The following is a 14,109-nucleotide window of genomic DNA, read 5'->3' on the forward strand; positions in this document are numbered from 1 at the left end:
GATGCTCAGGCGCGGCGGACCAGGGCGCGGACGCTGATCGCGAGGCCGAGCGCGCACCAGGCCAGCAGCACGGCGAAATCCCGCCAGCTCGCGCCGTAGCCGTCCGACAGCAGCCCCGCGCGGAGCAGGTCGGCGGCGGGCCGGAACGGGAGTACGTCGTGGACCGCCCGGAACCACTCGGGAAGCTGGCTCGCCGGGAACGTGATCGGCGAGAACAGCATCACGAAGAACACCAGGACCTGGGTGGTGAGCTGGGCCAGCAGCGGCGGCAGGAGCACGGCGATCGCATAGCCGACCGAGGCGGCCATGACCGCGGTCAGGACGGACGCGGCCACCAGCAAAGGCCAGTCGAAGGTGTAGCCGAAGCCGTACCGCAGCTGTGCCACGACCACCGCGACGGGGATGGCCGGCAGGGCGACGGCCAGCCACACCGTCAGGTCGGCCAGCAGCAGCAGCGGGCGCGGCACCGGCAGCGCGCGCAGATAGGTGAACGTACCGCTGGCACGTGCCTGCGCCACCCCCTGGGGGACCATGACCAGGCCGACGACCATCAGCAGCACGGTGGGTGCGCCCGTGGACAGGAACTGGGCTGCGGAGGTGTCGATATCGGGGATGAGGAACCCGAATCCGACGATGATGCCGGCGGCGAGCAGTGCCTGGACGATGATGACCAGCGGCAGCATCGCGCCGGTCTGGGCCGTCGTCCAGCGCAGCAGGGTCGCGTAGGTCGTCCAGAGGCCGGGACGCGGCGGAACGCCGGCGGGCACTCGCACCGGCGGTGCGGAGATGGTCGACTCAGACATCGGTGACCTGCTTCGTGGTGGTGGCCGCGCCTGCGACGGCGGCGTCGGCGGTGGCGGTGGCGGTGGCGGCGGTGGCGGTGGCGGTGGCGGTGGCGGCGAGGTAGACGTCCTCGAGGGTGGTGGGGGCGAGCGAGTAGCCCTCGATGCGCTCGTCCGAGCGAAGCGCCGTGGCCCAGGCGACGGCGGCCTCGGCGTCGGCCGCGCCGAGGGTCAGCAGCACCCGCCGGCCGGCGCGGACGCGGCGGGCGATCGGGATCGGGATCGGCGCATCGGCGGGGGCCTCGGACGGGTCGTCGCCGTCCGGATGCAGCGAGAGTTCGAGTCTCAGGTCGTGGTCGCCGGTCCCGCGCAGCCGGCTCGGCGACCCGGCGGCGACGACCTTGCCGCGGTCGAGCACCACGAGCTCGTCCACCACGCGTTCGGCCTCCACGACGTTGTGGGTGACGAGCAGGACGCCCGCGCCGTCGTCGCCGAGCCTGCGGACGGCCTCCCACAGGCGCCGCCGCCGGGCCGCGTCGACATCGTTGGTCGGTTCGTCCAGGATGACCAGCGGCACCGGCGCGACCGCGGCCATGGCGAACGCGGTCAGGCGGCGCACGCCGCCGGACAGTCCGCCGCCGTCCGGTGTGGCCCGCCGGTCGAACCATTCGCCGATGTCCAGCGCGGCGGCCATGGCCTGCGCGGCGGCCCTCGCGTCCGCTCGGGACATGCCGCGCAGCCGGCCGGCGATCTCGATGGCGGCTCTGGGCGTCAGCCCGTCCATCGGCGCCTGGGTCTGGGCCTGCAGCGCGACGCAGCGGCGCGCCGTCGCCGGGTCCGCGACCGCGTCCACACCGGCCACCCGGATCGATCCGCCGTCGGGACGGAGCAGCCCCACGACCTGCGAGACCAGCGTGGTCTTGCCGGCGCCGTTGTGTCCCAGCAGCCCGACGACCTCCCCCGCCCTGACCCGCAGGCTGACCCGCTCGTTCGCGTGGACGGAACCGAACCGTCTCGTGAGGCCTTCGATCTCCAGCACCGCACCACTCATGGTGGTCCTTTCCTGTCCGGTTGAGATACCGACCGTATTAAAATACCAACGGTATCAATATACCGTTGGTATCGCGATGCCGGTGGTACGTCAACTAGGGTGTGGGCATGGACCGTCCCCACTCGACCTCCGCGCCCCGGGTGCGGCGCAGCCGTGCCGAGCAGAAGCGGGAGACCCGGGACGCGCTCACCGTGGCGGCGCTGGTGGCGTTCACCCGCGACGGCTACCACGGAGCGAGCCTGGAGGGGATCGCCAACGAGGCCGGGTTCTCCAAGGGGGCCGTCTACTCCAACTTCGGTGGCAAGGCGGAGCTGTTCCTGGCGGTGATGGACTACAACCTGGGCGCGCTGCGCGGCGCGGACTGGGACCCGCTCGCGATGCCGGAGGCGAGTGGCTCCGGCGCGCCGGAGCCGAGCGCCGGCCACGACGAGGACCCGGCGCGGATGGTGCGCGGATTCGGGCTCGCGATGCTGGAGTTCATCGCGACCGCGGCCCGCGATGACACGCTCATCCACTCGCTTCGCGCACGGGTCCAGGTGCTGATCGACGCCTACGGGCGTGTCGCCGCGGCGGGCCGGCCGGACGACGAGGAACTGCCGGTCGATGAGGTCGCGCAGTTGATGGCCGCGCTCGAACAGGGGGCGACGATGCTCGCGCTCAGTGGCGCCGCGAGCATCGACAGCGCCCTGCTGCGCACCGGCCTGCGCCGGCTCGTGACCCCGGCGGCCGCCGCGAACGAACCGTCACCGGTACGGGACGCCCACGCCTCGCCGCTGCCGGACGTCGAACGGGTGCGGCGGCTGATCCGCGACACGATCGACTCCTGAGTCCGCGGCGGCTCGTCCTCGTGCTCGTGCTCGCCGGGCGCTTCAGCGGGACTCGGCGGCCAGGCGCACCCCGAGGGCCACCAGCACCCCGCCCGACACCTGTTCCAGGCGGCGCCGGACTTCCGGGCGGTCGAACACCCGGCGCGCGGCGTGCACCGCCCACACGATGACCGAGTACCAGATCAGGTCGATCAGGGCCCACAACGCCGCGAACCCCAGCAGCACCGCCGTGACCGGCCATCCCTCCGGCACGAACTGCGGCAGGAACGACACCGCGAACACTCCGGCCTTCGGATTGGCGGCATTGGTCACCAGCCCCAGCCGGTAACACCGCCACGACCCCGAGGCCTCCGCACCGGCGCTCTCGCCGTCACTCGCCGCAGGCGCGCCCCGGCGCGCCTGCCACAGCGCCCTGGCTCCCAAATACACCAGCACCACCGCACCGGCGATCCGCAACACGTCATAGGCCAGCCGTGACGCCGCCAGCAGAGCCGCCAGCCCGAGCGCCGCCGCCACTCCCCACAGCAGCACGCCGGTCTCGTTGCCCAGCACCGCCGCCAGCCCGGCCCGGCGCCCCGACCGTACCGAGGACCGCATGATGACCACCGTGCTCGGCCCCGGCACCATCGCGATCAGCATCGCGGCCCCGATGAAGGCGATCAGGCTCTCCAGCATCCCCCCATGCTAGAGCGGCGGTTCGCGCGGGACCGCCGCCGGCCGCCGTCACCCGCGCGTGCCACCGACGTCGCCGGAACGGCCGGCCCGGCCCGGTTTGGTGATGAACGCGATGCCCTGGTCGAGGTCGACCCGGTTGGGCGGGGCGCCGTCGCCGCCGTCCTCGGCGAGCATCAGCCGCTCCTGGCGGTGGTCCAGCTCGCCGCGCTTGCTGCCCTGGAAGATCGCGGTGAACTCATCGAACCCGGTCGCGGACACGGGCGTACCTGATCGCTGGCGCAGCCAGGGCAGGACGCCGCGGCCGGTGATCCGGACCCAGGTGCGTTCGAGCACGGCCAGGAGGAGAAGCAGGAAGGCCAGCACCGGAATGACTGCTGCGTAGGCGGCCATGGTCAGGGCTCCTCGAGAGTGTCGGCGGGACTGGCCGGATCCGGCGGATCATCTCATCCGGTGTGGTCAGGGGGCGAGTGTGACGGTGTCTCCTGGCCGGAGGATGCCGGGCCGGACGATACGAGCGTAGACGCCGGCGTTGTGGGCGGCCTGGGTGTGGACGGTACGCAGCAGGTGCCGGTCGCGGGGCTGATCGGCGACGGGGTGGCTGATCATGACGCAGCGGGGTGTGGGCACGGTGATCTCCAGCAGCGCGGTACCGGCCTGGACGCGCCGTCCGATCCAGTCGTGTTCGGGGAACGGCGCGGGATCCGTGCCGGGGACGGTGACGAGCAGGTTGGGGCGGAAGCGGCGGGCGTCGGCCGGCTCGCCGGTCCCGGCGAGTTCTCCCAGGGTGCGCAGGGTGCGGTCGGTAATGAGGTGGAGGGGGAAGGCGTCGTAGTAGGTGCCGGGCATCGTGGTGTATTCGACGAGCTCGGGCGGCAGCGCGGACAGGTCGGGGATGTCGGCCGCCGTCTCGACGTCGAAGAACTCGCGCAGGTAGCGGTCCCAGTCGCCGTCGGGCGGCGGGCGGCGCCGGTAGTGCGCGGCCTGCTCGGGGGTGTCGGCGGGCAGCCGTGGCCACAGCGTCACGGGGCGGCCGACCAGTTCGGACAGGGCGTGGTGGACGTCCGGATCGGTGGAGGTGATCGGTTCCGTGCCGGGCGCGGTGATCTGGACCGGCGGGCTCGGCTCGTCCGGTGCGGGCGGGGCCAGGTAACGGGCGGTCATCTGCAGCATTCCGGGGAGCTTGCGGGCTTCGGCGATGACGTCCCGGGACTGGTCACGCAGGGCCCAGCCGCGGTCGCCGCGGATGCCGCCGTCGTCCAGATGGGCCGTGGTGAGGGGTTCGGCGGCCATGCTCTTGACGGGGTAGCGCCACAGGCCCGCGATCACCATCGCGGTCGCCGTCGTCGTGGTCATCGTCGTCTCCCGGGGGTCAGGCGCCCACTGAGCGCCATGATGTGCTTGAACGGGCCGATGCGCGGTTCCTCGGGCAGGGTCGGGAACGCCTCCGCTCGTACGCTCCGGCATCCACCCTCCCATCGTCGACCGAGATCCCACGATTGTTACACAAGCGCTTGCTTGTTACACCTCCGTCACGGCGGTGTCCGGGCCGACGGGTACGCCCGGTGCTTCTGCGGTGAATTCTTCCGAAGCATTGACATTAATTTGGGCGTCGTTCATGCTTCCGCCATGGAGAAACGGTCGGACGCCCTGCAGCGGCTGCGGCGGACGCATGAGGAGGTCGTGCTCGCCGCGCTGCGGGCGGACGGGCCGATGAGCCGGGCGCGGCTGACCGAGGACACCGGGCTGTCCCGGACCACGCTGTTCGCGATCATCGCCGAGCTGATGGAGCGCGGGGTCGTCATCGAGACCGGGGCCGAGGACGGCCGGCCGCGGCAGCGCGGGAGGCCGGCGACCCGCGTCTCGCTCAATCCGGACGCCGGGCTGCTGATCGGGATCGATCTGGGCCGCCGGCGGATCCGGGTGGCGATCGCCAACGTGGCGCGGCAGATCGTCGCCACCGCGGTGGACGACTCGGCGGCCGACGTCGACGAGCGGGAGCAGGCCGAGCTCGCCATCGGGCTCATCCACAAGATGTGCCAGGACGAGGGCATCGGGCTGCGCGCGCTGGAGGCGATCGGTGTCGGGCTGGTGGGCGTCATGGACGCCCCCGACCGGCGGTGGCGGGCCGTCGAACGGCTGGCGGCCGCGTTCGACGTCCGGGTCGAGGCCGACAACAACGCCCGGCTCGCCGCGCTGGGCGAGCAGACGTGGGGCGCGGCGCACACGACGGAGGACGTCGTGTACGTGCGGTGGTCGGTCGGCGTCGGGGGCGGTTTCATCTCCGGCGGGCGCCTGCTGCGCGGAGCGCACGGCGCGTCCGGCGAACTCGGCCATGTGTCGGTCGATCCGGCGGGCCCCCGCTGCCACTGCGGCGGACGCGGCTGCCTTGAGGAGCGGATCGGCATCCCGGCCCTCCTGGAGGCGATCGCGGCGAGGGGCGTCCGGCTGACCGGGACCGACGACCTGCTGGAGGCCGCGCAGGCCCGTACGCCCGCGGTGACCAAGGTGGTCGTCGAGGCGGCCCGCACGCTGGGGCACGTCCTGGCCGGCACGGTCGCCCAACTCGATCCCGAACGTGTCGTCGTGGGCGGTGACCTGGCCACTCTCGGCGGCCTGGTCCTCGATCCGATCCGGTCGGCGATCGGCGGGCTGGCGCTGCCCGGCACGCGGCGCACCCTCGATGTCGTCCCGGCCGACCTGGGGCCGGCCGCGTCGGCGATGGGCGCGATCGCCCTGGTCCTCAAGGAGCACGATCCCCTCCCGCCGCGGACCGCCGGTTCCTAGCCGGACGCCGGTAGGGCTCCGACAGAAACATACGAATTTCTGTAAACCCTTGGGAATTAATGAACGGAGCGTCGTGTCCCCTCCCAACGTCCTGATCCTCATGACCGACCAGCATCGGGTCGACACGCTGGGCTGCTACGGCAATCCGGTGGCCCGCACACCGGCGCTGGACGGGCTCGCGGCGGAAGGCACCAGGTTCGACCGCTTCTACACGCCGACCGCGATCTGTACGCCGGCCCGCGCGTCACTGTTCACCGGTACGCATCCGTTCCGGCACGGCCTGCTCGTCAACCCGGAGCGCAACGGGGGCGGCAAGGACGAGGTGGACGACGGCTTCCCCAACTTCGTCGAGCCGCTGCTCGGCGCGGGCTACAACGTTGGCCACGTCGGCAAGTGGCACATCGGGCGCGAGCGGGGGCCCGAGTACTACGGCATGGACGGCGAGCACCTGGCCGGTGCCCTCAACCCGTTCCACCACCCGTCGTACCAGGCCTGGCTCAAGGAGAACGGGCACCCGCCGTTCAAGGTCAGGGACGCGGTCTTCGGCAAGGCCCCCAACGACTCCGGGCGCGGCCACCTGATCGCCGGGCGGCTGGAGCAGCCCGCCGAGGCGACCATCGAGGTGTTCCTGGCCGACCGGACGATCGAGCTGATCGACCGCTACGCCGCCGACGGCGGGCCGTTCGCGCTGACGTGCAGCTGGTACGGGCCGCACCTGCCCTACCTGCTGCCGGACGCCTACTACGACATGTACGACCCGGCCGACGTGCCGCTGCCGGCCTCGATGGCCGAGACCTTCGACGGCAAGCCCGACGTGCAGCGCCGCTATGCCGAGTACTGGTCGGCCGACCACTTCGACGCCGACGCCTGGCGCAAGCTGATCGCGGTCTACTGGGGCTACGTCACGATGATCGACGAGCAGGCCGGGCGGATCCTGGACCGGCTGCGCGAGCACGGCCTCTGGGACGACACCGCGGTCGTGTTCACCGCCGACCACGGCGAGTTCACCGGCGCCCACCGGCTCAACGACAAGGGCCCGGCGATGTACGAGGACATCTACCGGATCCCCGGCATCATCCGCGTGCCCGACACTCCGGTCCGGGTGGTCGACGAGTTCGCGACGCTGATCGATCTGCACGCGACGATCCTGGACATCGCCGGGCTCCCGGTCGGCGACCCGTGCGACGGCCGGAGCCTGCTGCCGCTCATCAACGGCGCGGACGATCCCCGGCCGGAGGTGGTGGCCGAGTTCCACGGCCACCACTTCCCGTACTCGCAGCGGATGATCCGCGACCGCCGCCACAAGCTCGTGTTCAACCCCGAGAGCGTCCACGAGCTGTACGACCTGGAGACCGACCCGCACGAGCTCCGGAACGTCTACGCCGTCCCGGCCTACGCGTCCGTCCGGCGGGACATGACCGTCCGCCTGTACCGGGAACTGGTCCGCAGGGGCGACCCTGCCTATACCTGGATGAGCTACATGTCCGATATCGGCTCCGACCGCGCCGCCGACGTCGACGGCGTCGCGGACGAGGTCGGCTGATGACCGCCGGGAAGCCCGCGCGACCACCCGCAGGGAAGACCGCGGGGAAGACCGCGAGGAAATCGTCCAGGACGCGTACCGCCTCGCTGTCGGCCGCCTCGGCCGTCCTCGGCATGGCGATCTGGGTCGGGCTCTCCAAGAGCGGGATCGAGGGGTTCCCCGGCCCGCTGCCGGTGGCCGGCCGCGCCCGGGAGCTGATCGCGGACGGCACGCTGTTCAGCGACCTCGTCGCCAGCCTGCGCCGGGTCCTGCTCGGGTTCGTGCTGGGCGTCGCGCTCGCGGTCCCGGTCGGGTTCGCGATGGGCTGGTACCCGCTGCTGCGCGGCCTGTTCGAGCCGTGGCTCCAGTTCTTCCGGATGATCCCGCCACTGGCGATCATCCCGCTGGCCGTCGTGCTGATGGGCATCGACGAGACCCCGAAGGTCTTCGTGATCTTCCTGGCCGCGTTCCTGTCCTCGGTGGTCTCCACCTACCAGGGCGTGATCTCGGTCGACGGGACCCTGATCAACGCCGCGCGGGTGCTGGGCGCCCGCGACCGGACCCTGTTCACCGACGTGGTGGTGCCGGCCTCGACCCCGTTCATTCTGGTCGGCATGCGGATCGGGCTCGGCGCGTCCTGGGCCACGGTCGTGGCGGCCGAGCTGATCGCCGCGCAGGGCGGGCTCGGCTACCGCATGCAGCAGGCCCAGCTCTACTACGAGCTGCCGACCATCTTCGTGCAGCTGATCGTGATCGGGCTCGTCGGGCTCGCGATGGACCGCCTGCTGCTGCTCGCCGAGCGGCGGCTGACCGGATGGCAGGAGCGCCGATGACCAAGATCTCCTTCCGGGACGTGACGCAGCGGTTCGACGCGTTCACCGCGCTCGACCATGTCTCGCTCGACATCGCCGACGGCGAGTTCGTCACGCTGATCGGGCCGTCCGGCTGCGGCAAGAGCACCCTGCTCAACCTCGCGGCCGGGCTGCTCGAACCCGGCGGCGGCACCATCGAGGTGGACGGCGAGAAGGTCAGAGGCCCCGGGCCCGAACGCGGCGTCATCTTCCAGCAGTACGCGCTGTTCCCCTGGATGAGCACCCGCGAGAACGTCGAGTTCGGGCTGAAGATCGCCGGGGTGGGGCGGAAGGAGCGCCGCGCGACCGCCGAGCACTACCTCGGCCTCGTCGGCCTGGCCGACTTCGCCGACGCGCTCCCCAAGACCCTGTCCGGCGGGATGAAGCAGCGGTGCGCGATCGCCCGCGCCTACGCGGTGAACCCCTCGGTCCTGCTCATGGACGAGCCGTTCGGGGCACTGGACGCGCTGACCCGCGTCCAGCTCCAGGACGGGCTCCTCGACACCTGGAGCAGGGAACGCCGGACGATCATGTTCATCACGCACGACGTGGACGAGGCCGTGTACCTGGCCGGCCGCGTGGTCGTGATGGCCGCCCGCCCCGGCCGCATCCACAAGGTCATCGACGTCGATCTGCCGTACCCCCGCACCGAGGAGATCCGCCTGTCGCCGGAGTTCGACGAGCTCCGCCGCGAGGCCTGGATGGCCGTCTACCACCAGCCCCCCGCCTCGACCCCGGAAGGAACCACCTGATGAGATCTCTGCGCATGCTGGCCGCGGCACTGCTGCTGGTCCCACTCGCCGCCGGCTGCGGTGGCGAGGACGAGGGCGGGGCCGCGAAGGTGAAGTTCGGCTACACGGCCGACTTCGCCGGCGCCGCCGCCCTCGCCGCCGCCGACAAGCTCGGCCTGTGGAAGAAGGCGGGTCTGGAGCCCGAGCTGAAGGTCTTCACCAACGGCCCCCTGCAGATCCAGGCGCTCGGCGCGGGCGACCTCGACTTCGGCTACATCGGCCCGGGCGCGACCTGGCTCCCGGCATCCGGCAAGGCCAAGATCATCGCGGTCAACATGCTCGGCCAGGCGGACCGGATCATCGCCTCCCCGAAGTCGGGGATCAAGGACGTTCCCGGCCTCCGGGGCAAGAAGATCGCCGTGCCCGAGGGCACCTCCGGCGACATGCTGCTCCAGCTCGCGCTGCAGAAGGCGGGGATGACCGCCGAGGACGTGACGAAGGTCCCGATGGACCCGAGCACCGTCGTCACGGCCTTCTCCTCGGGCAAGGTCGATGCCGCCGCGATCTGGTACCCGCTGATCGACACCATCAGGAAGCGCACCCCCGATCTCGTCGAGCTGTCCAAGAACGCCGACTTCTACCCGGCGATGTCGTTCCCGAGCTCGTTCGTCGCCCGCAACGAGGCCGTCAAGGACGACGCCGCGACCACCACCAAGGTCATCAAGGTCCTGCAGCAGGCCGGCGACTGGGTGAACGGGCACACCGCCGAGGCCGAGGCCACGACCGCCGGGTTCCTGAAGGTGCCGCCCGCCCAGCTCGAGGGCGCCGCCGCCGTCACCAAGACCTTCAGCACCGCGGAACTGACCAAGCTCAGCGCCGACGGCACCGTGAACGGCTGGTTCAAGGGCCTGTCGGACATCTTCGTCGGCATGGGCAAGCTGCCCTCGTCCCCCGACCCGGCCGGCTACTACACCTCCGACCTCTTCCAGTCCGCCGCCAAGTGACCTCGGGGTCCGGCCGGCCCCCGGCCGGCCGGACCGTGGACAGCCCGCGAAGGGAACCCCCCATGCCCCGTCGCCCCACCACGGCCGTGCCGGCCGCGCTCACCGCCATCGCCCTGACCGCCGCCCTCCTGTCCCCTGCCGGCACGGCGCCGGCCCACTCCGACGCCGGACCCGCCGACACCGCACCCGTCAACCTCGCCCTGGCCGGCACCGCTTCGGCGTCGAGTGTCGAGCTGGACCGCGACTCATTCGCGGCCGCGCAGGTCAAGGACGGCTCTACCGCGACCCGCTGGTCGTCGAAGTACGCCGACGACAACTGGGTACAGATCGAGCTCGCCGCGAGCACGAGGGTCGACCACGTCACCCTCGTCTGGCCGAACGCCTGCGCCCGTGACTTCGCCGTCCAGACGTCCCCGGACGGCGTCACCTGGACGACCGTGACGCGGCTGCAGCGGTCCACCTGCCCGCGTACCGACGAGATCGCGGTCAACGCCACCGCCCGGTACGTACGGATGCAGGGCCACCAGCGCTGGGCCGGCTACGGATACTCGATCTCGGAGTTCCAGGTCTGGGACGGACCCGCCCGCTCGCTCGGCGTCGTGCCCGAGCCGGTCTCCGTCACCGAGACCGGCGGGCCCGCCTACCGGCTCTCCTCGGCGACCTCCATCGCCGCGCTCGGACCGGGGGCCCAGGCCCCCGCCGCCTACCTGGCTAAAGTGCTGCGCCCGTCCACCGGCTACCGGCTTCCCGTCGTGTCGGCGAGGACCGGGCCGCAGCCGGTCGTCGTCCAGGTCGGGAACGGGCTCGGGCCGCCCGGGCGGCCGGAGGGGTACGACCTGACCACCACGCCCACGCAGACCACGATCAAGGCCGCGACCCCCAACGGCGCGCTCAACGGCGTGCAGACGCTGCGCCAGCTCTTCCCGCAGTGGGTGGAGTCGGCGGCGAGGGCGACCGCCGACTGGACGGCCCCGGCCGTCCGGATCGTGGACCACCCCCGGTTCGCGCACCGCGGCATGATGCTGGACGTCGCCCGCAGCTTCTACCCCGTCGGCGAGGTCAAGGAGTACATCGACACCGCCGCCCAGTTCAAGATCAACCGGCTGCACCTGCACCTGAGCGACGACCAGGGCTGGCGGATCGCCGTCGGCGCCCCGCCGAGCAACACCTCGGGCATCGACTACCCCCGGCTGACCTCGGTGTCCGGCGCCACCGCGATGACCTACAACTCCGCCGGGAAGCTGATGGGCACCGAACTGGGGATCCCCGGCCACTACACCAAGGCCGACTACACCGAGATCGTCCGGTACGCCGGGGCCGCCGGCATGACGGTGATCCCCGAGATCGACGTGCCGGGCCACACCAACGCCGCACTGCACGCGATCCCGCAGCTCAACAGCGCGGGTTCCAAGCCCCGTCCGGAACCGGGACAGCCGACGGTCCCCGCCAACGGCACCCCCGACGTCGGGTACTCCTCCCTCGACGCCGCCAATCCGGTGACGTACGAGTTCACCAGGCAGGTCCTCACCCAGATCGCGGCCATGACGCCCGGCCCGTACCTGCACATCGGCGCCGACGAGTCGCACAACACCAGCGCCGCCGACTACACCACGATGGTCAACGCCTTCTCCGGCCAGGTGAACGCGCTCGGCAAGACGGTCATCGGCTGGAACGAGCTCGCCGGGACCGCACTGCCCCCGAACAACTCCGTCGTCCAGTACTGGAACGGCGGCAAGGCCGCCGTCGCCGACGCGGTCAGGTCAAAGGGCGCCAAGGTGCTCCTCTCCCCCGCCGCGCACACCTACGTCCCGCAGAAGCAGGACGCCCGCCAGCCCCAGGGAGGCACCTGGGCCTGCGGCGGGCCGTGCGACCTCGGCAGGCACTACGGCTGGGACCCGGGGACCTTCATCCCCGGCGTCTCCGAGGAGAGCGTCCTCGGAGTGGAGTCGGCGCTGTGGGGCGAGTTCATCCGGCGGCTCCCCCAGGCGCAGTACTACAGCTATCCCCGGCTCATCGCCACGGCCGAGGTCGGCTGGACGCCGCAGTCCCGGCGCGACTACCCCGGCTTCACGCGCCGCCTCGCCGAGGCGGGCGGGCGGCTGACGGTCCAGGGCGTCAATTTCTTCCCCGCCGCCGACGTGCCCTGGCGGACCGCCGCCACCGGCACCGACAGGACCGTCCCGGCGGGTTCGCCCTCGGACGCGACGTGGACGGTCACGGCCCCTGCCGCCGAGACCCTCACCGGTACGATCACCTGGGATGACGGCGTGCGGGAGGACGTCACGCTCACCACCGCCCGGCGCGCCAGCATTCCCGACATGCGGGCGAACGGCACGTTCACCGCCGTCTCGAAGCGGGCATTCGGCGCGGCCGGGACGCGCACGGCGACCCTCACCGTCCGCCCGGCAGGCGGGGAGCCCGTCGAGGCGACCCTGACCGTCACCGTCTCCTGAACCCGCGTGCGGGGCGGTCGCCGGGCCGCCCCGCACGCACCGACCGACCATCTGGAACCGACCCGTGACCACGCCCCGGTCTGCTGCGCGGCCTCACGTGGCGGCCGAGCGCCGGCCCGTTCACCTCCGTGATGGCTCCGGTCAACGCTGGAGGCCGGTCAGGAAGGCCAGCGTCTTGGGCCAGCCTTGCGCTCGGGCCGCGGCGTCCGCGGGCCGGGTGCCCCCAAGGGCCAGGACGGCGCCGGTGGCCGGATTGCGGAGCCGGGTGCCTTGGGCGAGGTACGGGATGGTGCCGACGCCGTGGCCTGCGCCCGGGTAGACCAGAGCCTGGTGCGGGAACCGGTCGCGGCTCTGATCGAGCGCGATCATGATCTGCCGGGCGGAGAACTCCGAGTCCCAGAGCCGGTCGTCGGTACCGGCGATCGCCAGGACCGGTCCGTCGACACGGTCGAGAGGGATGCTCCTCTGGGGGACGGGCCGCGTCTTGTGGGTCCAGGCGTTTCCGCGATCGGGAAAACCCGGGAAGACGTCGGAGGAGGGCGCGTACACGATGACGCCTTTGACGAGGCGCGGGTAGTGCTGGCCCAGCAGCAGGGCGGCTTCACTCCCCCGTGAGTAGCCTCTCACCACCATGCGTTCGGGGTCGGCGCCGGGTTGGTCGGCCAGGAGGCGTAGCGCACGCTCGAAGTACTCCAGTGGGATGTCCCGCAGGGCGGCCGGCAGCCCCGGCGCCCCGAAGTAGGCCAGGGCGAGTGCCGGGTAGCCGTGTGAGGCCAGCAGCGCTGCGTCGTACTGGCCGAGATTGCCGCCTTCGGAGCCGCCGATGAGGAGCACCGCGGGACGGCGGCGCGTTCCCGGAGGCGGCAGGAACAGCTCGCCGGAGACCTCGTCCTCGCTCATGCTGAGGACCCGCCGCGTGACGCCGGGCGACAGCCATTGGCGGGTCAGCGTCCGCTGGGCCAGCTCGCGCCCGTGCGCGGTGACGGTGATCTGCACGGAGTAGGACGGCCGCTTGCTGGGGAACGGGGGCTCGAACGCGACCTCCTCGGGATCCCCGGCAGGCGGCCTCATCGACCAGAACAGCCCCATGCCGTCGATCGCGGAGTAGGTACCCGAGGCCGGCCGGGCCCGGTTCAGATCCACCCGGCCACGGTCATCGGCCCGAAACGTCGCCTGGCCACGCCACCGCGACCGCCGGTGGTCCGCCGCGGTGGCGGCCACGGTGATCTCGTCCCCGGCCGCCAGGCCGGAGACCGTCAGGTGAACGGGCCGGTCCGCGAGTGCGGCCGGCGCGTCCACCTCGATCACGGCGCGCGTGCTCTTCTCCTGGCCGCAAGCCGAGGTCAGGCCCGAGACGCCGATCAGGAGAGCCGCGACGATCCCGGCCGATCCGCGCATCCCGCCTCCTCGGCAAGCCTGACGTCGATGT

Annotated in this window: 13 protein-coding genes; 7 read left to right on the plus strand and 6 right to left on the minus strand. The window is 72.0% G+C overall.

The features are described 5' to 3' along the window. Window positions 1-5: 5 nt before the first annotated feature. Together ACH34Q_RS02025 and ACH34Q_RS02030 are read right to left on the minus strand one after the other, a co-directional pair. Window positions 6-803, minus strand: a complete 798-nt coding sequence (locus ACH34Q_RS02025) for an ABC transporter permease (protein WP_395980936.1) — start codon at window positions 801-803, stop codon at window positions 6-8. Then, on the minus strand, window positions 796-1,833 hold the full coding sequence (locus ACH34Q_RS02030) for an ABC transporter ATP-binding protein (RefSeq protein ID WP_395980937.1): 1,038 nt from the start codon (window positions 1,831-1,833) through the stop codon (window positions 796-798). Before ACH34Q_RS02030 ends, ACH34Q_RS02025 begins: the two co-directional genes overlap by 8 nt. A gap of 107 nt (window positions 1,834-1,940) precedes the next feature. On the opposite strand from ACH34Q_RS02030, the gene ACH34Q_RS02035 reads away from it, so the two are divergent. Next, entirely contained in the window at window positions 1,941-2,660 is a 720-nt protein-coding gene (locus ACH34Q_RS02035) for a TetR/AcrR family transcriptional regulator (RefSeq protein ID WP_395980938.1), read from the plus strand. Between the two features lie 42 nt (window positions 2,661-2,702). Here the strand turns inward: ACH34Q_RS02035 and ACH34Q_RS02040 are convergent, their stop codons facing one another. From ACH34Q_RS02040 to ACH34Q_RS02050, 3 genes are all read right to left on the minus strand, one after another. After that, the gene (locus tag ACH34Q_RS02040; protein WP_395980939.1) at window positions 2,703-3,335 is read right to left on the minus strand and encodes a LysE family translocator; all 633 of its coding nucleotides are present in this window, start codon (window positions 3,333-3,335) and stop codon (window positions 2,703-2,705) included. A 48-nt stretch (window positions 3,336-3,383) separates the two neighbouring features. Further along, window positions 3,384-3,725: a DUF6191 domain-containing protein gene (locus tag ACH34Q_RS02045; protein ID WP_395980940.1), complete on the minus strand. Its 342-nt coding sequence runs from the start codon at window positions 3,723-3,725 to the stop codon at window positions 3,384-3,386. A gap of 66 nt (window positions 3,726-3,791) precedes the next feature. After that, window positions 3,792-4,688: an MOSC domain-containing protein gene (locus ACH34Q_RS02050; RefSeq protein ID WP_395980941.1), complete on the minus strand. Its 897-nt coding sequence runs from the start codon at window positions 4,686-4,688 to the stop codon at window positions 3,792-3,794. A gap of 273 nt (window positions 4,689-4,961) precedes the next feature. Here ACH34Q_RS02050 and ACH34Q_RS02055 point away from each other — a divergent pair, with 273 nt between their 5' ends. From ACH34Q_RS02055 to ACH34Q_RS02080, 6 genes are all read left to right on the plus strand, one after another. Continuing rightward, window positions 4,962-6,119 carry an ROK family transcriptional regulator gene (locus ACH34Q_RS02055; protein WP_395980942.1) on the plus strand — a complete coding sequence of 386 codons (1,158 nt, stop codon included), beginning with the start codon at window positions 4,962-4,964 and terminating at the stop codon, window positions 6,117-6,119. A 73-nt stretch (window positions 6,120-6,192) separates the two neighbouring features. Further along, window positions 6,193-7,662, plus strand: a complete 1,470-nt coding sequence (locus tag ACH34Q_RS02060; RefSeq protein WP_395980943.1) for a sulfatase-like hydrolase/transferase — start codon at window positions 6,193-6,195, stop codon at window positions 7,660-7,662. Continuing rightward, on the plus strand, window positions 7,662-8,474 hold the full coding sequence (locus ACH34Q_RS02065; RefSeq protein ID WP_395980944.1) for an ABC transporter permease: 813 nt from the start codon (window positions 7,662-7,664) through the stop codon (window positions 8,472-8,474). The genes ACH34Q_RS02060 and ACH34Q_RS02065 overlap by 1 nt, the downstream gene beginning before the upstream one ends. Next, entirely contained in the window at window positions 8,471-9,244 is a 774-nt protein-coding gene (locus tag ACH34Q_RS02070) for an ABC transporter ATP-binding protein (RefSeq protein ID WP_395980945.1), read from the plus strand. The genes ACH34Q_RS02065 and ACH34Q_RS02070 overlap by 4 nt, the downstream gene beginning before the upstream one ends. After that, complete coding sequence (locus ACH34Q_RS02075; RefSeq protein WP_395980946.1) at window positions 9,244-10,227, plus strand: aliphatic sulfonate ABC transporter substrate-binding protein; 984 nt, start codon at window positions 9,244-9,246, stop codon at window positions 10,225-10,227. Before ACH34Q_RS02070 ends, ACH34Q_RS02075 begins: the two co-directional genes overlap by 1 nt. Window positions 10,228-10,289: 62 nt before the next feature. Continuing rightward, the gene (locus tag ACH34Q_RS02080; protein ID WP_395980947.1) at window positions 10,290-12,680 is read left to right on the plus strand and encodes a family 20 glycosylhydrolase; all 2,391 of its coding nucleotides are present in this window, start codon (window positions 10,290-10,292) and stop codon (window positions 12,678-12,680) included. Window positions 12,681-12,821: 141 nt separating this feature from the next. Here the strand turns inward: ACH34Q_RS02080 and ACH34Q_RS02085 are convergent, their stop codons facing one another. Then, on the minus strand, window positions 12,822-14,078 hold the full coding sequence (locus ACH34Q_RS02085) for an acyl-CoA thioesterase/BAAT N-terminal domain-containing protein (protein ID WP_395980948.1): 1,257 nt from the start codon (window positions 14,076-14,078) through the stop codon (window positions 12,822-12,824). Window positions 14,079-14,109 lie beyond the last annotated feature (31 nt).

Source organism: Actinomadura sp. 9N407 (genome assembly GCF_044326315.1).
Classification (GTDB): domain Bacteria; phylum Actinomycetota; class Actinomycetes; order Streptosporangiales; family Streptosporangiaceae; genus Spirillospora.

What these genes read in the sequence shown, in the direction of transcription:
- ACH34Q_RS02025 (WP_395980936.1), bottom strand. Translation starts at nt 803, where the DNA reads ATGTCTGAGTCGACCATCTCCGCACCGCCGGTGCGAGTGCCCGCCGGC.
- ACH34Q_RS02030 (WP_395980937.1), bottom strand. Translation starts at nt 1,833, where the DNA reads ATGAGTGGTGCGGTGCTGGAGATCGAAGGCCTCACGAGACGGTTCGGT.
- ACH34Q_RS02035 (WP_395980938.1), top strand. Translation starts at nt 1,941, where the DNA reads ATGGACCGTCCCCACTCGACCTCCGCGCCCCGGGTGCGGCGCAGCCGT.
- ACH34Q_RS02040 (WP_395980939.1), bottom strand. Translation starts at nt 3,335, where the DNA reads ATGCTGGAGAGCCTGATCGCCTTCATCGGGGCCGCGATGCTGATCGCG.
- ACH34Q_RS02045 (WP_395980940.1), bottom strand. Translation starts at nt 3,725, where the DNA reads ATGGCCGCCTACGCAGCAGTCATTCCGGTGCTGGCCTTCCTGCTTCTC.
- ACH34Q_RS02050 (WP_395980941.1), bottom strand. Translation starts at nt 4,688, where the DNA reads ATGACCACGACGACGGCGACCGCGATGGTGATCGCGGGCCTGTGGCGC.
- ACH34Q_RS02055 (WP_395980942.1), top strand. Translation starts at nt 4,962, where the DNA reads ATGGAGAAACGGTCGGACGCCCTGCAGCGGCTGCGGCGGACGCATGAG.
- ACH34Q_RS02065 (WP_395980944.1), top strand. Translation starts at nt 7,662, where the DNA reads ATGACCGCCGGGAAGCCCGCGCGACCACCCGCAGGGAAGACCGCGGGG.
- ACH34Q_RS02070 (WP_395980945.1), top strand. Translation starts at nt 8,471, where the DNA reads ATGACCAAGATCTCCTTCCGGGACGTGACGCAGCGGTTCGACGCGTTC.
- ACH34Q_RS02075 (WP_395980946.1), top strand. Translation starts at nt 9,244, where the DNA reads ATGAGATCTCTGCGCATGCTGGCCGCGGCACTGCTGCTGGTCCCACTC.
- ACH34Q_RS02080 (WP_395980947.1), top strand. Translation starts at nt 10,290, where the DNA reads ATGCCCCGTCGCCCCACCACGGCCGTGCCGGCCGCGCTCACCGCCATC.
- ACH34Q_RS02085 (WP_395980948.1), bottom strand. Translation starts at nt 14,078, where the DNA reads ATGCGCGGATCGGCCGGGATCGTCGCGGCTCTCCTGATCGGCGTCTCG.